The organism is Curtobacterium sp. MCBA15_013 (assembly GCF_001865095.1).
Lineage (GTDB): Bacteria > Actinomycetota > Actinomycetes > Actinomycetales > Microbacteriaceae > Curtobacterium.
The window spans coordinates 72,658-95,191 of record NZ_MJGQ01000008.1 but is presented as its reverse complement, the minus strand read 5'-3'; the positions used below and the strand labels follow the sequence as shown (position 1 = coordinate 95,191).

Genomic DNA, 22,534 nt, shown 5'->3' with positions numbered 1-22,534 from the left:
TCAGATCTTCGTCCAGGCCTCGGACAGGACGCTCCGCAGGATCGAGGTCATCTCGCGGAACTCCGGCTGCCCGATGGTGAGCGGCGGCGCGAGCTGCACGACGGGGTCGCCGCGGTCGTCGGCACGGCAGTACAGCCCGGCGTCGAACAGCGCCTTCGACAGGAACCCGCGGAGCAGGCGCTCTGACTCGGCGTCGTCGAAGGTCGTCTTGGTGGCCTTGTCCTTCACGAGCTCGATGCCGTAGAAGTACCCGTCACCACGGACGTCCCCGACGATGGGCAGGTCGCGCAGCGTGTCGAGCTCGGCCTTGAAGAGCGGGGCGTTCTGCTGGACGTTCTGCAGGAGCCCCTCTTCCTCGAAGATGTCGAGGTTCTCCATCGCGACGGCGGCGGAGACCGGGTGCCCGCCGAACGTGTAGCCGTGGTAGAAGGTCGTGTCGCCCGTGGAGAACGGCTCGAAGAGCTTGTCGCTGATGATCGTCGCGCCGATGGGGGAGTAGCCCGAGGTCATCGCCTTCGCGCACGTGATCATGTCCGGCACGAAGCCGTAGGTGTCGCACGCGAACATGGTGCCGATCCGGCCGAACGCGCAGATCACCTCGTCGGAGACCAGCAGCACGTCGTACTCGTCGCAGATCTCGCGGACCCGCTGGAAGTACCCGGGCGGCGGGGTGAAGCAGCCGCCGGAGTTCTGCACCGGCTCGAGGAAGACCGCGGCGACGGTGTCCGGGCCCTCGAACTCGATCATCTCGCGGATGCGCTCGGCCGCCCAGAAGCCGAACTCCTCCTCGCTCTCGCCGGCGAAGCCCATCTCGGCGGCGCGGTAGTAGTTGGTGTTCGGCACGCGGAAGCCACCCGGCGCGAGCGGCTCGAACATCTGCTTCATCGCCGGGATGCCCGTGATGGCGAGTGCTCCCTGCGGGGTGCCGTGGTACGCGACCGCGCGGGAGATCACCTTGTGCTTCATCGGCTTGCCGCGGAGCTTCCAGTAGTACTTCGCGAGCTTGAACGCGGTCTCGACGGCCTCGCCGCCGCCGGTCGAGAAGAACACCTTGTTGAGGTCGCCGGGGGCGTGGTCGGCCAACCGGTCCGCGAGCTCGATCGCCGCGGGGTGCGCGTACGACCAGATCGGGAAGAACGACAGCGTCTCGGCCTGCTTGGCGGCCATCTCGGCCAGGCGCTTCCGGCCGTGGCCCGCGGCGACGACGAACAGGCCGGAGAGCCCGTCGATGTACTCCTTGCCGTGGCTGTCGTAGACGTGGTGCCCCTCGCCGCGGACCATGATCGGCACGTCGGCACCGGCCTGGTTCGCGCCGTGCCGGGCGAAGTGCATCCACAGGTGGTCGCGCGACTTCTGCTGCAGCGCGGCGTCGTCCACCGGTGCGAACGGTTCGTACGAGCCGAGACGGGTGGTGGGTCGTTCGGAGATGGTCATCGCGTTCCCCAGTCGTAGAGCTGTTTGCGGAGTTGCAGGTAGACGAAGGTCTCGGTGCCGGCGACGCCCGGGATCGCCCGGATCGTGCCGTTCAGGAGTTCGATCAGGTCGTCGTCGTCCTCGCAGACGACCTCGACCATGAGGTCGAAGCTCCCGGCGGTCATGACGAGGTAGTCGACCGCCGGGAGCCGTTCGAGTTCGTCGGCGACGGTTCGGGTGTCGCCGCTGACCCGGATGCCGATCATCGCCTGGCGGTGGAACCCGAGTTGCAGGGGGTCCGTCACCGCGACGATCTGCATGACGCCGGTCTCGGTCAGCTTCTGGACGCGCTGCCGGACCGCCGCTTCGCTGAGACCGACCGCCTTGCCGATCTCGCCGTACGGACGGCGCCCGTCCGCCTGGAGTTGTTCGATGATCCGCTTCGAGGTGTCGTCGATCGGTCCCGGACGTCGTGGTGCTGCCGCCATGCCGGACAGCATTGCAGCGCCATCGCCCAGAAAGCAAGGGAATCCGTTGTGAACACCGTGTTTCACGACGATTTCCGTTGTTACAAGTCTTCCGAACCGGCTTTTTCCGTGCCAGTATCGCCGCCATGCGGGAGACCACGAAGACGAGCGAGGTCCGGAACTTCATCGGGGGCGCGTCCGTCGAGGTCCGTGCCGACGCGGCCTTCAACCTGATCGACCCGACCGACGAGCACGTCTACGGCACGTCGCCGGTGTCCAGTGCCGCCGACGTCGACGCGGCCTTCCGTGCGGCGAGCACCGCGTTCGGGACGTGGGGCCGCACCACACCGGCGGAACGACAGCTCGCGCTCTTCCGGATCGCCGACGCGATGGAGCAGCGGGCGGAGGAGTTCGCCGACCTCGAGTCGCTCGACACCGGGAAGCCCCGCGCCACCCTCGTCGAGGACGAGATCCGGCTCTCCGTCGACCAGATCCGCTTCTTCGCCGGCGCCGCCCGGAACCTCGAGGGGCGGAGCGCCGGCGAGTACGTGACCGACCACACGTCGTTCGTCCGGCGCGAGCCGATCGGTGTCGTCGCCCAGGTCACCCCGTGGAACTACCCGCTCAACATGGCGGTGTGGAAGTTCGCGCCGGCGCTCGCCGCGGGGAACACGACCGTGCTCAAGCCGAGCGACACCACCCCGCTGTCGACCCTGCTGCTGGCCGAGGTCGCCGCCGAGTTCCTGCCGCCGGGCGTGCTCAACGTCGTCGTGGGGGACCGGACGACCGGTGCCGCGATGATCGACCACCCCACACCACAGCTCGTGTCGATCACCGGCTCCGTCCGCGCCGGCATCGAGGTCGCCCGCGCCGCCGCCGGTGACCTCAAGCGGACCCACCTCGAACTCGGTGGCAAGGCACCGGTGATCGTGTTCGACGACGCCGACGTCCCCGCCGCCGTGGCCGGCATCGTCGCCGCCGGCTTCTTCAACGCCGGGCAGGACTGCACCGCCGCCACCCGCCTGCTCGTGCAGGACGGCATCCACGACGAGTTCGTGGCGGCGCTCGCCGAGGCGGCGCGGACCGACGCGCAGACCGGCCCGGACGCGCCGACCCCGTACTTCGGCCCGGTGAACAACGCGGCCCAGCTCGCCCAGGTCCGGTCGTTCATCGACACCCTCCCCGACCACGCGTCGATCGAGCTCGGCGGCCACCGCCTGGGCGACCGCGGCTTCCACCACGAGGCGACGATCGTCTCCGGGCTCCGGCAGGACGACCGCGCGGTGCAGCAGGAGATCTTCGGCCCGGTGCAGACCGTCCAGCGTTTCTCGACCGAGCAGCAGGCCCTCGCGTGGGCGAACGGCGTCGAGTACGGCCTGGCGAGCTCGGTGTGGACGACGGACCACGCGCGGGCGATGCGCTTCGCCCGCGACCTCGACTTCGGGTGCGTGTGGATCAACACCCACATCCCGATCGTCGCCGAGATGCCGCACGGCGGCTTCAAGCACTCCGGCTACGGCAAGGACCTGTCCCAGTACGGGTTCGACGACTACACCCGCATCAAGCACGTCATGTCCTACATCGGCTGAGCCCGAACCCGACCCCGAGCAGCACGAGCAGCAGGAGGCACCATGGCAATGACCGGCACCTTCGCCGAATCGGGAGCCGATCTCCGGCTCGACCGGATCACCAAGTCCTTCCCCGGCCACACCGCGGTCGACGCCCTCGACCTCACCGTCCCGGCCGGCTCGTTCTTCGCGCTGCTCGGGCCGTCCGGCTGCGGCAAGACGACGACGCTCCGGCTCGTCGCCGGCCTCGAGGAGCCCACGAGCGGCACGATCACGATCGGCGGACGGGACGTCACCGACACGAAGCCGTACCAGCGGCCGGTCAACACGGTGTTCCAGAACTACGCGCTGTTCCCGCACATGAGCGTGCTCGAGAACGTGGCGTTCGGGTTGAAGCGCCGGCGCATCCCGGACCCGATGACGAAGGCGACCGAGGCGTTGCGGCTCGTCGAGCTCGAGGGTTCGGCGTCGAAGCGTCCGGCGCAGCTGTCCGGCGGCATGCAGCAGCGCGTCGCCCTCGCCCGCGCGATCGTGAACCGCCCGGCCCTGCTCCTGCTCGACGAGCCCCTCGGCGCCCTCGACCTCAAGCTGCGGCACCAGATGCAGCTCGAGCTGAAGACGATCCAGGCCGAGGTCGGTCTCACCTTCCTGCACGTCACGCACGACCAGGAGGAGGCGATGACGATGGCCGACACGGTCGCCGTCATGAACGGCGGCCGCATCGAGCAGATGGGCAGCCCGCAGGACCTGTACGAGCTGCCCCGCACGGCGTTCGTCGCGAACTTCCTCGGGCAGTCGAACCTGCTCGAGGGCGAGGTCCGCGGCACCGACGGCGGACTCCTCGTCGTCGCCACCGCGGCCGGCACGATCGCCGTCCCGACCGACCGGGCCGTCGCGACGACCGGACACGTGGTGGTCGGCGTCCGTCCCGAGAAGCTCAAGATCCGCACCGCCGAGCCGGCACCCGAGGCCGGTCGCAACATCCTCGGCCCCGGCCGTGTGGTCGACGTGTCGTTCTCCGGCGTCAGCACCCAGTACCTCGTCGACGTGCCGGGCGCGGGCCGCGTCTCCGTCTTCGCGCAGAACTCCAAGGGCGGACCGCGCATCGCCACCGGTACCGAGGTCTGGCTCACGTGGGGCGTCGACCACGGTTTCGGCCTGGAGGCGCACCCCGCGTCCGACGCGACCGTCACCGCCGGAGCCGACCCGTGCCTCCAGTCCGCGCCCGCCACCGCGGGGGTCGTCGCGTGAGTCCGCGACCGGACCTGGTGCGCGGACTGACGTCCGCACGCGTCAGCCGTCGCGGGTTCCTCGCGGGCGGCGGGGCCGCCGCGGTCGCCGCCCTGCTCGCCGGCTGCAGCATCAAGGGGTCGGCGGCGTCGCTCGCCGAACACCCGGTGGACTGGGAGCGGTTCTGGGCGGACCAGAAGGCGACGAAGCAGCTCAACTTCGCGAACTGGCCGCTCTACATCGACTCCGACCACGGCAAGTCCGAATCCATCCAGCTGTTCGAGCGGGCCACCGGGATCTCGGTCGACTACCAGGCCGTGATCCAGGACAACGCCACGTTCTACGCGACGGTGTCCCCGATCCTCCGCGCGCAGGGGGCCACCGGCTACGACCTCGTCGTGATGACGAACGGCTTCGAGCTGACGCAGATGATCAAGAACGGGTTCGTGTGCGAGCTCGACCACTCGCGGCTGCCGAACTTCGCGGCGAACGCGGGCGACTCCGTGAAGGACCCGACCTACGACCCCGGGAACAAGCACTCGGTCGTGTGGCAGACCGGGTTCACCGGGATCGCCTACAACCCGAAGTACATCGACCGCGAGATCACGTCGTTCCAGGACCTGCTCGACCCGGCGTTCCGGGGCCGCGTCGGGCTGATGAGCGACAACACCGAGCTCGGGTCCCTCGGGCTGCTCGCGAACGGCATCGCCCCGGAGACCTCGACCCCCGCGGACTGGCGGACGGCCCAGGACTGGCTGCGGAAGCTCCGCCCGAGCGTCACCGGGTTCTACGACCAGAGCTACATCAACAAGCTCGAGAACGGTGACACCTGGATCACCCAGGCGTGGTCCGGCGACGTGTTCCAGGCGCAGCAGTCCGGGTTCGAGCACCTGCGGTTCGTCACGCCCGAGGAAGGCCAGATGATGTGGCACGACAACCTCATGATCCCCCGGCAGGCGGCGAACCCGGTGTCGGCCCTGGAGTGGATGGACTTCTACTACACGCCGAAGATCGCCGGCATCGTCGAGGACTACGTCAACTACGTCTGCCCCGTGCCCGCCGCGGAGGACTACGTCCGGGACGAGCTGGACGACCCCACCGTGGCGGACAGCCCGCTGGTGTTCCCGTCGTCCGAGGTGCTCGACAAGTCGCACGAGTTCCGGGTGTTCGAGAACTACGACGAGTACTCCGAGTGGAACGGCATCTTCAACGCGGTGGTGCAGTCGTGAGCGCCGTCGGGACGGCCGGGACCGCCGGTCTCGGGGCCGGACCGGGACCCGCGCCCGTGCGGCACGGTCGTCGCCTGCGGGTGCCGTTCCTGCTCGCCGTCGTCGGCACCGCGTACCTGGCCGTGTTCTTCGTCATCCCGCTCGTGTCGGGACTCATCGTCTCGCTCATGTCGGGCAACCCGGACGACGGCTACACGTTCACGTGGAACTGGGGGATCTACGGCTCCCTGTTCATCGACCCGCAGGTGCCGTACCTGACGTTCCTCGGCCGGTCGCTCTGGTACGGCGCGGCCGCGACCGTCGTGACGATCATCGTCGGGTACCCGGTGGCGTACTTCATCGCGTTCCGGGTGTCGCCACGGTGGAAGAACCCGCTCCTCATGCTCGTGTTCGTGAGCTTCCTCGTGTCGTTCGTCATCCGCACCGACATGTGGGCGTTCGTGCTCGCCTCGCAGGGGCCGGTCGTCACGGCGCTGCAGGCGATCGGCCTGGCCGGCAAGGACTTCCACATCCTCGGGACCGGTGGCGCGGTGATCTTCGGCGACGCCTACAACGACCTGGCGTTCATGGTGCTGCCGATCTACGCCGCGCTCGAACGCATCGACCCCCGACTCGGCGAGGCGGCGAACGACCTCTACGCCGGCAAGGTCCGGGCGTTCTGGCACACCACGCTGCCGCTGTCCCGCTCGGGCATCTTCGCCGGTGTCCTGCTCGTCTTCATCGACAGCGTGGGCGACCCGGTGAACTCGGCGCTCCTGGGCGGCACGAACACGTACACGATCGGGCAGGCGATCCAGGACGCCTACTCCGGCAACCAGCAGTACAACGTCGCCGCGGCGCTCTCGACCGTGCTCATGGTCGTGCTCGGCATCATCCTGTTCATCTACGCCCGCGTCTCCGGCACCGACGACCTCGAGGACCTCGTATGACCGCCGTCGCACCGCCCCGCGCCACCGCACCCGCCGCACCCGCCACCGGGACGGCCGCGCGCCGACCCGGCCGGCACGGGGTGAGCCGCCGCGGGCCGTGGCTCGCGATCGTGTACTGGGTCACCATCGCGATCACCCTCGTGCCGATCGTCTACATGATCGTGTACTCGTTCAACGACGCCCCGACGAACCGGCTGTCGTTCGCGTGGAACGGGTTCACGACCTACTGGTACGCGAACCTCGTGAACGTCTCCGGCCTCGGACAGGCGTTCGTCACCTCGGTCGTCATCGCTTTCCTCGCCGCGATCATCTCGGTCGCGATCGGCCTGCCGCTGGCCCTGGCGCTCGAGCGCTACCGGTTCCCCGGGCGCGGTGCCGTGAACGCCGTCGTGTTCGCGGACATCGCGGCGCCGTCGATCGTCGTCGGGTCCGCGTCGCTGTCGTTCTTCCTGTCGGTCGGTCTCGGCACCGGGTTCCTGACGATCCTGCTCACGCACGTGGCGTTCGACGTCGCCTACGTCGTCGTGGTGCTCCGGGCGCGGATCGCGGGGACGTCACGGGCGCTCGAGGAGGCCGCGGGGGACCTCGGCGCGACGCCGCTGCAGGCGTTCCGGCTCGTGACCCTGCCGTTGCTCGCGCCGGGCATGCTGGCCGCGGGGTTGCTCGCGCTGGCGATGTCGATCGACGACTACGTGATCACCTCGTTCGTCGCCGGGCCCTCGGTCACGTTCCCGCTGTTCGTGTACGGCGCCGCCAAGGCCGGGATGCCGCCGCAGGTGCTGTGCTTCGGCACGCTCGTGTTCGCGGTGGGGCTGCTCGTGGCGCTGCTGAACGGGGCGCTGAACCGGCGGTTGGCGCGCACCCGCGGTTGACCGGCCTCGTAGGCTCGGGGGATGGACGTCATCGAGGTCGACGAGCGCGACAGCACGTGGGAGGACCCGCGCCCGCGCTTCCGCGTGTACGTCCAGCGCCCCGACGGCGACGTGTTCGCGACGGAGACGACCGATCTGCTCGAGGCCGACGTCCTGCAGGCCGTCGACTGGGCCCAGCGCCGTGCCGCCGAGCACGAGGGCGCGCTCTGGTCGCTCGCGCTCGTCTCCGACGACCGGCGCGGGTTGCGTGGGCTCACCTGGCTCGTGGGATCGGACGCGAACGACCCACCGGAGGACGACCTCGACGTCGACCGCCGTGCGCGCATGCGTGCGCGCCGGGCGGATCCGGTCGTGGTGCCGATCGAGGACCGGGCACCCGCCGACGACTGACCGTCACCGATGACGGACGGGAGGCGCGGTGCGAGCCCGCACCGCGCCTCCCGCCCCTCGGCTCGCGCGTCAGGCGACGGCGGTCGCGGCCTGCTCGCGGTCGGCCGATGCGTCGTCGCGGATCAGCCGGTCGGCGGTGCGCAGCGACAGCGCCATGATCGTCAGCGCCGGGTTCGCGATGAGGGAGCTCGGGAACACCGAGTTGTCCACGACCCACAGGTTCGGCACGTCCCATGACCGGCCGGCGGCGTCCACGACCGAGTTCCCCGCGTCGGTACCCATCCGCGCCGTGCCGACGGTGTGCGCCGTGCGGTCGAGGACCCGGACGTCCGTGCCGCCCGCTGCCTCGACGATCGCGGTCATCGTGCGGACCGCGTGGCGGGTGATGGCCTCCTCGTTCGACCCGGGCGAGAACGTGACGCGGGCCTTCGGCACCCCGTTCGCGTCGACCTCGTCGGCGAGCACGAGCCGGTTGTCGTCGTACGGCAGGCACTCGGCGTTGATGCCGACGCCGGCCATCCGCGGGTAGTCCTGCAGCGCCCGGACGAGCGCGGCACCGCGGAGCCCACCGCCCCGCACGAGCGAGGTGGCGAGCGTCAGCGGCTGCACACCGAGGCTCTGGATGAGGTAGCCGCCCGCGAAGTCCGCGTCGGTGGGGCGGACGAAGTCCTCGGTGATGATCGACGACGGGTACCCGCGGTAGGACCGCATCGACTCGTCGAAGGTCGCCCAGACCTGGGTGGCCCCGTGCGCGGTGAAGTTCCGGCCGACCTGGCCGCTGCTGTTCGCGATCCCGGTGTGCAGCAGCAGGCGCGGGGTCTCGATGCCACCCGCGGCGAGGACGAGCGTGCGGCAGCGCTGCCGGCGGTCGCGGCCGTCCTGGCGGTAGACGACGGCCTCGACCCGGCCTCTTGCGTCGAGCTCGATGCCGTGCACGAACGCCTCGGCGCGGATCTCCGCACCGAACGCGACGGCGGCGGGCAGGTAGGTGGTGTCCATCGACACCTTCGCCCCGTTCCGGCAGCCCTGGTGGCAGGAACCGCAGGACACGCAGGCCTGGCGGAGCCCGTGGTGCTCCTGGTGCCGGTCCTCGGTGGTGAGGCCGACGGGGGCGTCCGTGGCGGTGATGCCCACGGCGGCGGCACCCCGGATCATCATGTCCGACGAGGCGTTCCGCGGCGGCGGCCCCATGCGGTAGCGGCGCTCCGGGTCCCACGGGTAGTGCGCGGGTCCGGCGACGCCGACGTCGTGCTCGGCCTGCTCGATCCAGCGGGTGAGCTCGGCGTGGTCGATCGGCCAGTCCTCGCCCTGCCCGGAGTCGGTGCGGAGCCGGATGTCGTGCTGGTTCGGCCGCGGTGTGAACGCGCCCCAGTGCAGGGTCGAGCCGCCGACGCCGGTGCCGCTGTTGTTCGGGCCGAAGGCGGTCGGAGCGCTGCCGCCGCTGATCCGCTCGTCCATCCAGTTGATGTCCCCGGGCGCCTCGACCTCGTCGGGGGTGTACTGCTCCGGGTCGGTGTTCGGGCCGGCTTCGAGCGCGACGACGCTGAGGCCTCGGCGGGCGAGGGTCGCGAGCAGCGGTGCGCCGCCCGCGCCGGTCCCGACGACGACGACGTCGACGACCTCGTCCTCGCTGTGGTGGCGCTGGTGGTCGAGTCTCATCGTCCGGCTCCCGTCGGTTCCCATGCTTCGCGCTCGCCGGCTCCGAGGAGCAGGAAGCCCTGTTTGCGCAGCCCGTCGCCGCCGTTGGCGAAGCCGTCGTAGTCCACCGCGGCCATCGTCGCCGGGTGCGCCATCCACTGCTTGGCGAGGTCGACGCTGGCGTCCTCGAGCCAGGCTCGCAGCTGCGAACCGTCGAGCGGACCCGTCGTCGGTGTGTACTCGCCCGCGGTGACCGCGTCGAGCACCCCGGCGAGGTGCTCGTCGCCCTGCGCGGCGTCGCTGCGGAGTGCGTCGAGTCCGGCTCGGTAGGCCTCGACGTCGGCGGGCAGGCCGTCCGGTCGCCAGCCGTCGCCGAGTTGGTCGGCGAGCTGGTCGTCGACGCGGAGCGCGAGGTCGAGGTGGCGGTCGCCCGGCTGCGGGACGACGACGCGGCCCACGGCGCGCAACGTGTCGAGCTGCTCGCGGGTGAGGGCACGCGGTTCGCGGTCCGGGGCGTCGGGGAGCGCTCGGACGGCGAGGATGCCGCGGGTCCGTGCGCTCACGCGGGGTGAGGCGATGACGCGGGCGGTCTCGGCGGGGACGAGCGCACCGTGGTCGACCCGACGGTGCCAGAAGTCGCGGATGCGGTCGGCGACGGCGTCGGGCTGCTCCCACGGCAGCAGGTGCGCGGCGTCCGGCACCGCGTCGAACTCGCCCGCGGTCCAGTGCGGCAGGTTCAGCGTCCGCTGGGCCTCGGGGCCGAGGTCGCCGTCCTCGGCGCCGGCCAGCACCAGGGCGGGGACCGGGTTCGGCGGGAAGACGGTCGACCAGTCCTCGCGGCTGCCGCGGACGAGCCAGTCGGTCCAGGCCTGCGGGACCGCGCGCTCGACGTCGTGCACCGCGATCGCGTGCGGCTCCGGGTCGAGGCGGGACGCGGTGTTGGCGTCGACGAACGCATCCGCCTCGTCGGGGCCGATCTCGCCGTCCGACGCCCAGTCGAGCATGGTCTGCCGGCGCTCCTCGTCCATCGGCTCCGGGGAGAGCGGCGACGCGGCGAGCAGCACCACGGCGCGCAGGCCGAACAGGCCGTTGCTGCCGTCGACGGTGCGCGAGGCGACGACGGACGCCACCTTCCCGCCCATCGAGTGCCCGATCAGCGCCCAGTCGGTGGCACCGCTCCGGCCGATCGCACGTTCGACGAGCACGACCATCTCCTCGACGGTGGTGCCGGTCGCCGCCGTGCTGGTGCCGAACCCGGGCAGGTCGATCCCGACCAGGTCGAGCGTCCCGGCGAGGCGGGACCGCAGCCCGACGAACTCCTCGGAACTCGATCCGAGGGCGTGCAGGCAGAACACGGTGGTGGGCATCCTTCGTTCCTACGTGCCGCGGCGCCGGCGCTCCCAGCGGGGTGTACCCCGTGCGGCATTGTTTCGAGCATGCGACGATCTGCCGTCGGGCGGGGCCTTCCACAAGGTGCGGCGATAGGTTCGGCCCATGAGTGCAGAGCTGACGCTCGGCGCCGAGGAAGAACTGCACCTCATCGACCTCGATTCCGGACGACTTTCCGCGAAGGCCCCGCGCCTTCTGCCCAAACTGCCCGCCGCCCGGTTCGGCGCTGAACTCCAGCGCACGACCATCGAGACGAACACCCCCGTGGTGCGCACCCTCGACGACCTGAGACGGGTGATCGTCGACCTGCGCAGCGAGCTGAGCGCCGCGATCGCCCCCGCCGGGGTCACGATCGCCGCCGCCGGCACCGCGCCGCGGTCGGAGTACGCCGACTTCGAGCTGACCTCCGGTGGACGGTACGGCCGCATGCAGGAGCAGTACCGGATGCTCGTCGACGAACAGCTCATCTGCGGCCTGCAGGTGCACGTCGGTGTGAGCGACCGCGACCTGGCGGTGCAGATCGCCCAGCGGGTGGCCCCGGTGCTGCCGGTGCTGCTGGCGCTCAGCGCGTCGAGTCCGTTCTGGAACGGGCAGGACACCGGCTACTCGTCGTTCCGCAGCATCATCTGGCAGCGCTGGCCCTCGGCGGGCAGCTTCGGGCGTGTCAAGGACGCCGCCGAGTACGACGCGATGCTCGACGACCTCATCGCGTCCGGGGTGATCGCCGACAAGAAGATGGCGTACTTCGACGTGCGGCCGTCCTCGCACGCCCCGACGCTCGAGCTCCGGGTGTGCGACGCGACGCCGATCGTGGACGACGCCGTGCTCATCGCCGGGTTGTTCCGCGCCGCCGTCCGCAAGGCGGAGAAGGCGGTCGAGTCCGGAGCCGAGTGGCGACCGCGCAGTGAGCCCCTGCACCGGGCGGCGATGTGGCAGGCCGCCCGTGGTGGCCTGACCGGCGAACTGCTCGGGCTCGGGCAGCACCCGGAGCGGCTGCCCGCCGAGACCGCCGTCCGCCAGCTCGTCTCACGGCTCCGTCCGGAGCTCGAGGAGCTCGGCGACTGGGGCACGGTGGCGGAGCTCGTCGAGGACACCCTCGCCCGCGGGAACTCCACGGACCGGCAGCGCACCGCGTACGCCGAGCGCGGCGAGCTCGACGACGTCGTGGCCTCGGTCGTCGAGGACACCGCCGGGACGCCCTCCGGCCGCACCGAGCACCCGACCGTGACGCTGCCGTCGTACCGCGTCCGCGCCGGTGACGAGGCCGTCGGACCGGGAGCCCGGCCCCGCCCCGCGTTCCGCGACCTCGCGGTGTTCTTCCGCGGGTGGGACGCCGAGACCACCATCGAACGCTGCGCCGCCCGCGACACCTGGACCCGCGAGCACGAGGTCGGCTTCGTGGTCGACGGCGGCGTCCAGGCGTTCGGCTGCGACCTCGTCCCGCGGACCGTCAGCGCCTACGAGTGGAGCCAGCTCGCCGCCGGCCTCGGGCAGCGCGCCCGCGCGATCGAGCTGTTCCTCCGGGACGCGTACGGTCCCCGGCGGATCGTGGCGGACGGCGCGATGGACGAGCGCCAGTTCGTCGGGGCCAACGGGTGGGACCCGGCGGCCGCCCGGCTGCCGCAGGACGCCGTGCGTGCGCCCGTGATGGGGTTCGACCTGGTCCGGAACGAGTTCGGCGGGTGGCGCGTGCTCGAGGACAACGTCCGGTCGCCCTCCGGCGTCGCGTACGGCATCGCGCTCCGCGAGCTGATGGACGAGGTGGTGCCGGACGCCCCACGGCCGGAGCACCTGCTCGACCCGCACGGTGTGGTCGACCGCCTCCGCGACACGCTCCGCACGAACGCGACCGCCGTGACCGGCGAACCGGACCCGGTGATCGCGCTGATCAGCGACGGCCCCGCCGCCGGCGCGTGGTTCGAGCACCGCAGGCTGGCCGACGGGGCCGGGTTGCGCCTCCTGGCCGGCTCGGACCTGGACGTCCGCGACGGACACGTCGTCGAGGCGCGGACGGGTGACGTGCTGCACGGGCTGTACCTGCGAATCGACCGCGACGTCAGCGCGCTCGCGGCGGAGCACGCACCGGACCTCGGTGCGCGCATCCTCGACGTCGCCGAGGTCGGCGGTGTGCACCTGGCCAACGCGCCGGGCAACGCGCTCGTCGACGACAAGGCGATGTACGTCACCGTGCCGGACCTCATCTGGTACTACCTCGACGAGAAGCCGCTGCTCGACTCGGTCCCGACGTACCGGACCAGCATCGAGGGCGAACGGCTCTCCGTGCTCGACCGCGTCGGCGAGCTCGTGACGAAGCCCGTCGACGGCGAGGGCGGTCGGGACGTCCTGATCGGTCCGAGCGCGAGCGCTCCCGAGGTCGCCGAGCGGCGCCGGGCGATCGCCGCGGACCCCGACCGCTGGGTCGGGCAGGAGGTCGTGCAGCTGTCGTCGCACCCGACCATCGGCCCGGCCGGCCTCGACCCCCGGCACGTCGACCTGCGTGCCTTCGTCTACGTCACGGGCACGGGGCCGGACGACACCCACCTCGCCGACGTCGCGCTCACGCGGGTGGCGCCGGAGGGGAGCATGGTCGTGAACTCCTCGCGCGGCGGCGGCGCCAAGGACACCTGGATCACCGGAACGGCAGGGGACAGCTGATGTGCGGACTCGCGGGAGAACTCCGGTTCGACGGGACGGCGCCGGACGTCGCGGCCGTGGCGCGGATGACGGGCTGCCTCGTGCACCGCGGCCCCGACGGCGACGGGCTGTGGGCACGCGGACCGGTCGCGCTCGGGCACCGACGGCTGTCGATCGTCGACCTGTCCACCGCGGGCGCGCAGCCGATGGTGCACCCCCGTGCCGGACTGACCATCGCCTACAACGGCATGGTCTACAACTACCGACAGCTCCGCGACGAGCTGCGCGGCCGGGGCCACGAGTTCTTCTCGACCTCGGACACCGAGGTCATCCTCGCCGCCTACGCCGAGTGGGGCACCCGGTTCGTCGACCACCTGGTCGGGATGTTCGCGATCGCCATCTGGGAGCACGCCAGCGGCCGGCTCGTCCTCGCCCGCGACCGGCTCGGCATCAAGCCGCTCTACGTCGCCGAGGTCCCCGGCGGGGTGCGGTTCGCGAGCTCACTGCCCGCCGTCCTGGCCGGTGGTGGCGTCGACACGAGCATCGACCCGGTCGCCTTCGCGTCGTACATGACCTTCCACTCGATCGTCCCGGCGCCCCGCACGATCCTGTCCGGCGTCGGCAAGCTGCCGCCCGCGACCGTCCGGGTCATCGAGCGCGACGGGACCTCCCGCGACGAGACGTACTGGGAGCCCCGCTTCGAGCGCGACCCGGACAAGGCCGACTGGACCGACCAGGACTGGCAGGAGGCCTTCACCGCGAAGCTCCGCACCGCGGTCGAGCGCCGCATGGTCGCCGACGTCCCGGTCGGCGTGCTGCTCTCCGGCGGGATCGACTCCTCGCTCGTCGTGGCACTGCTCGCCGAGGCCGGGCAACAGGACCTCGCCACGTTCAGCATCGGCTTCGAGTCGGCCGGTGGCGAGTCCGGCGACGAGTTCGAGTACTCCGACGAGGTCGCGCGCCACTTCGGCACCGACCACCACCGCATCCGCATCCCCTCGTCGCGCCTGCTCGACGGCATCGACGGCGCGATCGGCGCGATGAGCGAGCCGATGGTCAGCCACGACTGCGTCGCCTTCTACCTGCTCTCGGAAGAGGTGTCGCAGAACGTCAAGGTCGTGCAGTCCGGGCAGGGTGCGGACGAGGTGCTCGGCGGTTACAGCTGGTACCCGCCGCTCGCCTCCGTCCCGCGGGACCAGGCCGCCGAGGTCTACCGCTCGGTGTTCATGGACCGCCGGTGGCCGGCACTCCAACCCCTGCTCGGGGAACGCTGGCGGAGCGACGACGACACGCCCTCGGCGTTCGTGGACGCCGCGTTCGCCGTGCCGGGAGCGGAGACCAGCGTCGACGCCGCGCTCCGCAGCGACACGATGACGATGCTCGTCGACGACCCGGTGAAGCGCGTCGACAACATGACGATGGCGTGGGGACTCGAGGCCCGCGTGCCGTTCCTCGACCACGAGTTCGTCGAGTTCGCCGGCGCGATCCCACCCGAGCTCAAGCTCGCGGACGGCGGCAAGGGCGTCATGAAGCGCGCAGCCCGCGGCATCGTCCCCGACGCCGTCATCGACCGGACGAAGGGGTACTTCCCGGTGCCGGCGATCCGGCAGCTCGAGGGCCCGTACCTCGAGCGCGTCCGGCAGGCGTTGCACGCCCCGGAGGCGCGGGAGCGCGGGCTCTTCGATCCGGGTACGGTCGAGCGGATGCTCCAGGACCCGAACAGCACGCGGACCGAGATCGGCGCGAACGCGCTGTGGCAGCTCGGCCTGATCGAGATGTGGCTGCAGCAGCAGGGGGTGCGGTGAGCGGGCCCGCCGTGCGGCCAGGAGGCGCGACCCACCTCGAGCCGTCGGCACGCGCCCGGCAGGCGGCCGGCCTGGGCGAGCGCCTCGTCGCGGCCTGGGGATCGTGGGGGCCCACCATGACGCGGAACGCCCGCCGCGTCGCGTTCGTCAGCGACCGGCACGGCACCCCCGAGGTCTTCGTACAGGACGTCGTCGTCGGCGACGAAGCACCCGAGCCCGTGCGGATCCGGCTGTCCGACGACCCCGTGATCCGGGTGACGTGGTCCTCCGACGGGGAGTGGCTCGCCGTGGCCATCGCGACCGACGGCGGCGTGAAGCAGCAGGTCTGGGTGGTCCGACCCGACGGCACCGACGCCGCGCAGATCGCCGGGTCGCGGTACCAGCACGCCGAACTCGGCCCGTGGAGCCGCAGCGGCCACCGGGTCGTCATCACCCTGCCGTCCACCGAGGCCGACCAGCCCGCGCGCTCGTACCTCGTCGACCCCGTCTCCGGCGACCGCGACGACCTCGCGGTGGGGGAGCTCATCCACATCCTCGACCTCAGCGTCGAGGAGCGCCTCGTCGTGCTCCGGGACGGGCAGCGCGGCCACGAGTTCGTCGTGGTCGTCGACCGGCTCACCGACGAGAGCCACGCGCTGCTCGCCGACTCGCCGGACGGCTCGGCGGAGATCGCCTTCCTCCGACCGGCACCCGCCAGCGAGACCAGTCCGCTCGTCGCCTACGTCGCCACCGAGGCCGGCCTGCCCCGCCGCGGGCTCGTCGCCCAGCCGGTCGGCCCGCACGGCTGGCGCGGCGCACCCCGGCGGATCACCGAGCGCGACGACGCCGAACTGGAGTACCTCGACGCCGACGACGCAGGCCGGACCCTGCTGCTCGTCTGGAACGTCGACGGCCGGAGCGAACTCGACCTCATCAACACGCACGACGCCTCGCGGACGCCCGTGCCGGACCTGCCCGGGTACGTCGTCACCGACCCGGTCCTCAGCCGCGACGGGCGCAGTGTGCTCCTCGCCGTCGAGGGACCCCTGCGGCCCCGGGAGCTCTGGCGCCTCGACACGAACGCGCTGACGTGGAGCCGGGTCACCGGCGTCCCCGGGCTGCCGGAGGTGCCGCTGGTCGAGCCGACCCTCGAGCGCTTCGCGGCGCGCGACGGACTGGAGATCACCGGCTGGCTGTACCGGGCGGTGGACCCGGCCACGTCGTCGACCGGTGGTGGTCCCGACGTCGGTGCCGTGCCTCCCGAGCCGCGCGCAGCGCTCGTCCACCTGCACGGCGGGCCGGAGTCGCAGGAGCGACCCACCTTCTCACCGCAGCACCAGGCGCTCGCCGCCGCCGGCATCACCGTGTTCGCACCGAACATCCGCGGGTCCAGCGGGTACGGACGCGACTTCGTGCACGCGGACGACCTCGGGCTGCGCTGGAACGCGCTCGCCGACGTCGTGGACTGCGCGCGGTTCCTCGTGTCGAACGGGTACGCGGACCGCTCCCGCGTCGCCGTCGAGGGCCGCTCGTACGGCGGGTACGCGACGCTCGCGTCCCTGGCGTTCACGCCGGACGTCTTCGCGGCCGGCGTCGCCGTGTGCGGGATGAGCGACTTCGCGACCTTCTACCGGGACACCGAGCCGTGGATCGCCTCCGCGGCCGCGACGAAGTACGGCCACCCCGTGGACGACGCCGCGCTGCTCGACTCGCTGTCGCCGATGCGGGCGATCGACGACGTCACCGCGCCGCTGCTCGTCGTGCACGGCGAGCTCGACACCAACGTGCCGATCGGTGAGGCGCACCAGGTGGTCGAGGCGCTCACGGCGAGGTCGCACGACGTGGAGTACCTCGAGCTCGCGGGCGAGGGGCACGAGTACCGCCGGGCCACGTCGCGCGCGGAGCTCGTGCGGCGGATGGTGGCGTTCGTGGCGGCGCGGCTGGCGTAGCGCCTGGGCCGGCCGCGGGCGCCGGGTGCTGTGTCACGCGGTGCAACGATGTGCGGTCGGTGTCCGCGGCGTCGCAGGATGGACCCATGACGACCGATGCCCCGACGACCGACCTGACCCGACCCGGAGCGGTCGACCTGACCACCGCGACGGACGTCGAGGCCGTCGTCGACCACGCCCGCAACACCTACGCCGCCGCCGTCGTCGCGGACACGGCCGGCTGGGAGGACGGGGACCGGCGCCGCCTCGAGGACCTCGGCTTCCGCGGCGGCGACCCCCGCGGCGCGGCGGTGCGGACGCTCGACCTCACGATCGCCGACGACGGCACCCCGACCCGGCTGCTCGACAACCCCGCGCTCGCGTCCCTGAACGGCGAGCACGCCCGGTTCGCCGAGCGTCGCGGCGACATCGCGCGGTACCTGCCCGACGTGTCGGTCTGGACCGGGATCCCGGAGCGACCGACGGCCGCGGACTGGGACGACGTGCGCGCGCTGCTCGGACCCGGTGCGGTCTTCGGCGTCGGTGCGTCCGCCGTCCTCCCCGAGGGCTGGCACGCCGTCGAGGGTTCCGGGGGTGTGCAGCTCACCGGCGAGGACATCGAGGGCGCTCCGGACCCCGAGGCCGTCGAGCTCACCCCGGACGACGTCCCCGAGATCCTCGAGCTCATCGCCCGCACGAAGCCCGGGCCGTTCCTGCCCCGCACGATCGAGCTCGGCCGGTACGTCGGCGTCCGGCGCGAGGGCCGCCTCATCGCGATGGCCGGGGAGCGCCTGCACCCGCCGGGGTGGACCGAGATCAGCGCGGTGTGCACGGACGCCGACTTCCGCGGGCAGGGGCTCGGACGGCGCCTCGTGCTCGACGTCGCGCACGGCATCCGGGCGCGGGGCGAGACGCCGCTCATGCACGCCGCCGCCGGCAACACCGGGGCGATCGGGCTGTACCAGCACCTCGGGTTCCGGTTGCGGGAGCGGGGTGCGCCGCGGTTCGTGCGGGTGCCCTGAGCACAGTCTCGGCGCGTGTGCACGGCCAGTTCGGGGGGTTGACCGCGCCGTCCGGGGGTCCGCACACTGACTGCGCCCGGCAGGGGGCTGCCGGTACAGGGGACCAGGAGGGTCGACAACGTGCGGATGTCCACCGTGACCGCAGGGGCGGTCGTGCTCGGGATCGCGCTCGCCGCGGTCGTCACCACGTCGGTCGGCGTCCCGCACGCCGATGCCGCACCGTCCTGCCGCGGGGACCGGATCACCGTCACTGCGCTGTCGTCGGGGTGTGCCGTGTCGTCCGGCACGGTCGTGCTGCCGGATGGTCGGCAGTTCCGGGTGCCGCCGGTCGGGACGACGGTCTCCGCGATGCCGGTCGGCGCAGCGGGCAGTGCCGACGACGGGGACGTGTCGGTGACGAACACCGGCCGCTCGGGCGTCGCGGTCCTCGTGCACGACCAGTGGTCCGGGGCGCCGGCAGCCATCCGCCAGGAGCGTGCCGCCCTCGCGCACCGGACGCTCCCGGGCGGTTCCGGACTCCGGGCCACGGGCGGAGCGTCGTCGACGGCGGCCACGGGCGGGACGTCCAGCTGCTCCGCGACGGCGTACACGAAGCTCGGCTTCCGCTGGGCCAACACCGTCGAGTGGAGTTACAACCCGAACAACCAGAAGGTGTCCGGCGCAGCAGCCATCGGCGCCGGTGCCGACGCCTGGACCGGGACCACGTCGGCGTGCGGCCGGACGGTGAAGTCGACGGCGGACGACACGCCCCTCGGCAGCCGGAAGCGCGCGATGGGCGTCACCGCCACCGGTGGCTGCGGCGCGTCCGACGGCTCGAACATGGTCGGGTGGGGATCGCTGCGCGCCGGGACCCTCGCGGTGACCTGCGTCTGGTCGCGCTCGGGCGTCGCGGTCGAGGCCGACCAGCGGTACTCGACGTCGGTCGACTGGTCCGCCGCGTCGACCTGCTCGGGGAAGCGCTTCGACCTGCGCGGGGTCGCCACGCACGAATGGGGGCACGCGTACGGCCTCGGGCACACCGCGGCGACGAGCGGCCTCGTGATGAAGCCCGCGTCGACGACGTGCGAGACCGGCCAGCGGACCCTCGGCCTCGGCGACCTGATCGGCATCGACGCGCTCTACTGATCCGGAGCGGGGCGAGGCGCCCGCGATCCTGGATTCTCTAGGATCGATGCATGTCGACCACGATGCCGGGCTTCGGGACCGAGCGCATCACCCAGCTCGGGCTGCGCGACCGCGTCTACGACCGGGTGCTCGAGGTCCTGATGGGGCACGACGTCGAACCGGGGATGCGCCTGTCGATCGACGGACTGGCCCGCTCCCTCGGGGTCTCGCCGACCCCGGTGCGCGAGGCGCTCGTGCAGCTCGAACGCACCGGGCTCGTCACGCGTGAGGCCAACAAGGGGTACCGGGTGTCCCCGCCGCTCGCCGGCGACCAGCTCGAGGCACTCTTCGACGCCCGGCTCATCGTGGAGTCGGGGGCCGTCGAACTGGCTGCGCGCGGCGACGTCCCCGCCCTGCGGTCACGGTTGGCGACGGCGCTCGCCGAGCAGGCGGCCGTGGCCGAGGAGATCGCCGCGATCGGTGCGGGTGCGGCGTCCGAGGAGCTGATGGCGCGGTTCTTCCGGGCCGACTGGCAGTTCCACCAGGTCGTCTTCGACGCGACGCGCAACCCGTTCCTCGAAGAGATGTCCGAGATCATCACGACCCGCGTCCACCGGATGCGGCAGATCGTCGAGGGTGGTGGCGACGACACCGACCGAGCCGTGCAGGAGCACCGCGCCGTCCTCGACGCACTCGCCGAGGACCCGGCATCGGCGGTCGCGGCGATGCGGCACCACATCGACGCCGTGCGGCTGCGGTCGCGAGCGGACGCGTCGCACACCGCCTGATCCGGCCCGGGCGGACGCCCGTCCCGAGGTTCGGGTCAACGGGACGGGCGTCCTGATCCTCCGTGCCCGCCCTCCTTCGGAGCCCCCCGGACGAGGGGTTTGGTCCGATCAGTTGCGAATCTCCGACGACGGAGTATCTTTCCTATAGGAAAGAGGTTCGACGACGAACCCCGACATGCGAAGGAGCATCCCGTGAGCACACCGCAGGACTGGGTCGACCAAGACTGGGACTCCAGCAGCTGGACGGCCGACACCTGGCCGATCGCGACGTGTCTGCACGGGTTCCCGCAGGTGACGCGCGACGGCGTCGCCTTCCACGACGCGGACCCGGCCGTGTGGGACGACGTGTTCGCCCAGATCGAGGCCGTCGGGTTCTCGCTCGCCGAACTCGCCGACAGCCACATCCGGCCCGCCGACCTCGAACGGTCCCGCCGCGACGAGCTGTTCGCGATCGCGAAGGCGCACGGCGTCGGCATCCCGTCGGTGCACCTGCAGCGCAAGAGCGTCGTCCAGCCCGGGCACGAGGAGGACAACCTCGCCTACGCCCACCGCACGATCGACGCGGCGGCCGAGTGGGGCATGCAGGTGTTCTCGACGGGGCTCCACCAGCCGTTCAACGAGGCCCAGCGGAAGGCGCTCTGGTTCTGGACCGCGCAGGGCCCGAAGGACCCGGACGACGCGGAGGTCCGTGCCGCTGCCGTGTCCCGTCTGCGTGAGCTCGGCGAGCACGCCGCGAGCGTCGGACTCCCGATGGCGCTGGAGCTGTACGAGGACACGTACCTCGGGACCGCGGACAGCGCCGTCCGACTCGTCGAGGAGATCGGCCTCGACAACGTCGGGCTGAACGCCGACGTCGCGAACCTCATCCGCCTCCACCGTCCGGTCGAGGACTGGAAGGAGCTGTTCGCGAAGACCCTGCCGTACACGAACTACCTCCACGTGAAGAACTACACGCGGGACGAGGCCGGCGACGGCAGCTGGGCGACGAGTGCGCCGAGCACCATGGAGGCCGGACTCATCAACTACCGCCAGGTCCTGCGCGACGCGGTCGCCGACGGCTTCCGCGGGATCGTCATGACCGAGCAGTACGGCGGGGACAGCCTCGGCGTCTGCGCCACCAACCAGCAGTACATCCGTTCCGTCCTCGCCACCTCGGTGGTCGGGGCGACGAAGCAAGGAGTCACCCGATGAGCACCCTCGACATCGCCGTCGTCGGATCCGGCTACATGGGCGGCGGGATCGCCCAGGTCCTCGCCCTCGCCGGTCACACCGTCCGGATCGCCGACGTCTCGGCGGAGATCGCCGCGTCCAACCGCGCCCGGCTCATCACCGAGACGGAGCAGTTCGTCGCGGACGGGCTGTTCCCCGCTGATGCCGTGTCGCGGGTGGAGGCCCACCTCAGCGCCGCCGCCTCGATCGAGGAAGCGGTCGCCTCGGCCGACTTCATCGAGGAGGCCGTCCCCGAGAAGCTCGAGATCAAGCACGCGACGCTCCGGCGCATCAGCGAGGCCGCCCGCCCGGACGCCGTCATCGGCTCGAACACGTCGACGATCCTCATCGAGTCGCTGGCCGAGGCCGTCGTGGGTCCGGAGCGGTTCCTCGGCGTGCACTTCTCGAACCCGGCGCCGTTCATCCCCGGCGTCGAGCTCATCCCGCACCCGACGACGAACGAGCACGCGATCACGGTCGGCGAGGCCGTCGTCGCGGCCACGGGCAAGCAGTCCGCGCGGGTGAAGGACTCGACCGGGTTCGTGCTGAACCGCCTGCAGTACGCACTGTTCGAGGAAGCCACGAAGATCGCCGACGAGGGCATCGCGACCCCCGACGACATCGACACCATCGTGCGGACCACGTTCGGCTTCCGCCTGCCGTTCTTCGGCCCGTTCGCGATCGCCGACATGGCCGGACTCGACGTGTACGCGTTCTGCTTCGAGTCGCTGCAGACCCGCTGGCCCGAGCGCTTCGCGACCCCGCCGTCCCTGCAGCAGCACGTCGACGCGGGCGAGCTCGGCACGAAGTCAGGTGCCGGGTACCTCGAGGTGCCCGCCGACCGCACGCCGGAACTCGTCGCCTACCGCAACAAGGCCTACGTCGCGATGCAGAAGCTCCTCGACGAGCTCGGCCCGGCCCCGATCCACTGAGGCGGAAC

At 71.8% G+C, this 22,534-nt stretch carries 18 protein-coding genes; 14 read left to right on the top strand and 4 right to left on the bottom strand.

The window, feature by feature from the left end:
- Both BIV01_RS06295 and BIV01_RS06290 read right to left on the bottom strand, forming a co-directional pair.
- The gene (locus tag BIV01_RS06295; protein WP_071302262.1) at nucleotides 1-1,434 is read right to left on the bottom strand and encodes an aspartate aminotransferase family protein; all 1,434 of its coding nucleotides are present in this window, start codon (nucleotides 1,432-1,434) and stop codon (nucleotides 1-3) included.
- Nucleotides 1,431-1,913, bottom strand: coding sequence for an Lrp/AsnC family transcriptional regulator (locus BIV01_RS06290; RefSeq protein WP_070417426.1), 483 nt, complete (start codon nucleotides 1,911-1,913; stop codon nucleotides 1,431-1,433). The genes BIV01_RS06295 and BIV01_RS06290 overlap by 4 nt, the downstream gene beginning before the upstream one ends.
- 113 nt (nucleotides 1,914-2,026) lie before the next feature.
- On the opposite strand from BIV01_RS06290, the gene BIV01_RS06285 reads away from it, so the two are divergent.
- Genes BIV01_RS06285 through BIV01_RS06260 form a run of 6 tightly spaced genes read left to right on the top strand, consistent with a single transcriptional unit; the run spans nucleotide 2,027 to nucleotide 8,098 of the window.
- Nucleotides 2,027-3,469: an aminobutyraldehyde dehydrogenase gene (locus tag BIV01_RS06285; RefSeq protein WP_071302261.1), complete on the top strand. Its 1,443-nt coding sequence runs from the start codon at nucleotides 2,027-2,029 to the stop codon at nucleotides 3,467-3,469.
- Between the two features lie 42 nt (nucleotides 3,470-3,511).
- Complete coding sequence (locus BIV01_RS06280) at nucleotides 3,512-4,699, top strand: ABC transporter ATP-binding protein (protein ID WP_139199240.1); 1,188 nt, start codon at nucleotides 3,512-3,514, stop codon at nucleotides 4,697-4,699.
- Entirely contained in the window at nucleotides 4,696-5,907 is a 1,212-nt protein-coding gene (locus BIV01_RS06275) for an ABC transporter substrate-binding protein (protein WP_071302259.1), read from the top strand. The genes BIV01_RS06280 and BIV01_RS06275 overlap by 4 nt, the downstream gene beginning before the upstream one ends.
- Complete coding sequence (locus BIV01_RS06270; RefSeq protein ID WP_217637333.1) at nucleotides 5,904-6,836, top strand: ABC transporter permease; 933 nt, start codon at nucleotides 5,904-5,906, stop codon at nucleotides 6,834-6,836. The genes BIV01_RS06275 and BIV01_RS06270 overlap by 4 nt, the downstream gene beginning before the upstream one ends.
- Complete coding sequence (locus BIV01_RS06265) at nucleotides 6,833-7,708, top strand: ABC transporter permease (protein ID WP_071302258.1); 876 nt, start codon at nucleotides 6,833-6,835, stop codon at nucleotides 7,706-7,708. The genes BIV01_RS06270 and BIV01_RS06265 overlap by 4 nt, the downstream gene beginning before the upstream one ends.
- Before the next feature lie 21 nt (nucleotides 7,709-7,729).
- Nucleotides 7,730-8,098: a hypothetical protein gene (locus BIV01_RS06260; RefSeq protein WP_071302257.1), complete on the top strand. Its 369-nt coding sequence runs from the start codon at nucleotides 7,730-7,732 to the stop codon at nucleotides 8,096-8,098.
- 69 nt (nucleotides 8,099-8,167) lie between these two features.
- Here BIV01_RS06260 and BIV01_RS06255 read toward each other — a convergent pair whose 3' ends face one another.
- Nucleotides 8,168-9,757, bottom strand: a complete 1,590-nt coding sequence (locus tag BIV01_RS06255) for a GMC family oxidoreductase (protein WP_071302355.1) — start codon at nucleotides 9,755-9,757, stop codon at nucleotides 8,168-8,170.
- The gene (locus BIV01_RS06250; RefSeq protein WP_083413804.1) at nucleotides 9,754-11,103 is read right to left on the bottom strand and encodes an alpha/beta hydrolase; all 1,350 of its coding nucleotides are present in this window, start codon (nucleotides 11,101-11,103) and stop codon (nucleotides 9,754-9,756) included. Before BIV01_RS06250 ends, BIV01_RS06255 begins: the two co-directional genes overlap by 4 nt.
- Nucleotides 11,104-11,230: 127 nt before the next feature.
- Here BIV01_RS06250 and BIV01_RS06245 point away from each other — a divergent pair, with 127 nt between their 5' ends.
- The 8 genes from BIV01_RS06245 (at nucleotide 11,231) to BIV01_RS06210 (ending at nucleotide 22,526) form a co-directional block, all read left to right on the top strand.
- Entirely contained in the window at nucleotides 11,231-13,780 is a 2,550-nt protein-coding gene (locus BIV01_RS06245; protein WP_071302256.1) for a carboxylate--amine ligase/circularly permuted type 2 ATP-grasp protein, read from the top strand.
- A complete protein-coding gene (locus BIV01_RS06240) occupies nucleotides 13,780-15,564 on the top strand; it encodes an N-acetylglutaminylglutamine amidotransferase (protein ID WP_071302255.1) in 1,785 nt (594 codons plus the stop codon). Before BIV01_RS06245 ends, BIV01_RS06240 begins: the two co-directional genes overlap by 1 nt.
- Entirely contained in the window at nucleotides 15,561-17,492 is a 1,932-nt protein-coding gene (locus BIV01_RS06235) for a S9 family peptidase (RefSeq protein ID WP_071302254.1), read from the top strand. Before BIV01_RS06240 ends, BIV01_RS06235 begins: the two co-directional genes overlap by 4 nt.
- 86 nt (nucleotides 17,493-17,578) lie before the next feature.
- Nucleotides 17,579-18,493 carry a GNAT family N-acetyltransferase gene (locus tag BIV01_RS06230; RefSeq protein WP_083413803.1) on the top strand — a complete coding sequence of 305 codons (915 nt, stop codon included), beginning with the start codon at nucleotides 17,579-17,581 and terminating at the stop codon, nucleotides 18,491-18,493.
- Between the two features lie 126 nt (nucleotides 18,494-18,619).
- Nucleotides 18,620-19,618 (top strand): matrixin family metalloprotease, encoded by a 999-nt coding sequence (locus tag BIV01_RS18905; RefSeq protein ID WP_083413801.1) that lies wholly within the window; start codon nucleotides 18,620-18,622, stop codon nucleotides 19,616-19,618.
- A gap of 50 nt (nucleotides 19,619-19,668) precedes the next feature.
- Nucleotides 19,669-20,385, top strand: a complete 717-nt coding sequence (locus tag BIV01_RS06220) for a GntR family transcriptional regulator (RefSeq protein WP_070417415.1) — start codon at nucleotides 19,669-19,671, stop codon at nucleotides 20,383-20,385.
- A 192-nt stretch (nucleotides 20,386-20,577) separates the two neighbouring features.
- Complete coding sequence (locus tag BIV01_RS06215) at nucleotides 20,578-21,576, top strand: sugar phosphate isomerase/epimerase family protein (RefSeq protein WP_071294266.1); 999 nt, start codon at nucleotides 20,578-20,580, stop codon at nucleotides 21,574-21,576.
- A complete protein-coding gene (locus BIV01_RS06210) occupies nucleotides 21,573-22,526 on the top strand; it encodes a 3-hydroxyacyl-CoA dehydrogenase family protein (RefSeq protein WP_071294267.1) in 954 nt (317 codons plus the stop codon). Before BIV01_RS06215 ends, BIV01_RS06210 begins: the two co-directional genes overlap by 4 nt.
- Nucleotides 22,527-22,534 lie beyond the last annotated feature (8 nt).

What these genes read in the sequence shown, in the direction of transcription:
- BIV01_RS06295 (WP_071302262.1), bottom strand. Translation starts at nt 1,434, where the DNA reads ATGACCATCTCCGAACGACCCACCACCCGTCTCGGCTCGTACGAACCG.
- BIV01_RS06290 (WP_070417426.1), bottom strand. Translation starts at nt 1,913, where the DNA reads ATGCTGTCCGGCATGGCGGCAGCACCACGACGTCCGGGACCGATCGAC.
- BIV01_RS06285 (WP_071302261.1), top strand. Translation starts at nt 2,027, where the DNA reads ATGCGGGAGACCACGAAGACGAGCGAGGTCCGGAACTTCATCGGGGGC.
- BIV01_RS06280 (WP_139199240.1), top strand. Translation starts at nt 3,512, where the DNA reads ATGGCAATGACCGGCACCTTCGCCGAATCGGGAGCCGATCTCCGGCTC.
- BIV01_RS06265 (WP_071302258.1), top strand. Translation starts at nt 6,833, where the DNA reads ATGACCGCCGTCGCACCGCCCCGCGCCACCGCACCCGCCGCACCCGCC.
- BIV01_RS06260 (WP_071302257.1), top strand. Translation starts at nt 7,730, where the DNA reads ATGGACGTCATCGAGGTCGACGAGCGCGACAGCACGTGGGAGGACCCG.
- BIV01_RS06255 (WP_071302355.1), bottom strand. Translation starts at nt 9,757, where the DNA reads ATGAGACTCGACCACCAGCGCCACCACAGCGAGGACGAGGTCGTCGAC.
- BIV01_RS06250 (WP_083413804.1), bottom strand. Translation starts at nt 11,103, where the DNA reads ATGCCCACCACCGTGTTCTGCCTGCACGCCCTCGGATCGAGTTCCGAG.
- BIV01_RS06245 (WP_071302256.1), top strand. Translation starts at nt 11,231, where the DNA reads ATGAGTGCAGAGCTGACGCTCGGCGCCGAGGAAGAACTGCACCTCATC.
- BIV01_RS06240 (WP_071302255.1), top strand. Translation starts at nt 13,780, where the DNA reads ATGTGCGGACTCGCGGGAGAACTCCGGTTCGACGGGACGGCGCCGGAC.
- BIV01_RS06230 (WP_083413803.1), top strand. Translation starts at nt 17,579, where the DNA reads ATGACGACCGATGCCCCGACGACCGACCTGACCCGACCCGGAGCGGTC.
- BIV01_RS18905 (WP_083413801.1), top strand. Translation starts at nt 18,620, where the DNA reads ATGTCCACCGTGACCGCAGGGGCGGTCGTGCTCGGGATCGCGCTCGCC.
- BIV01_RS06220 (WP_070417415.1), top strand. Translation starts at nt 19,669, where the DNA reads ATGTCGACCACGATGCCGGGCTTCGGGACCGAGCGCATCACCCAGCTC.
- BIV01_RS06210 (WP_071294267.1), top strand. Translation starts at nt 21,573, where the DNA reads ATGAGCACCCTCGACATCGCCGTCGTCGGATCCGGCTACATGGGCGGC.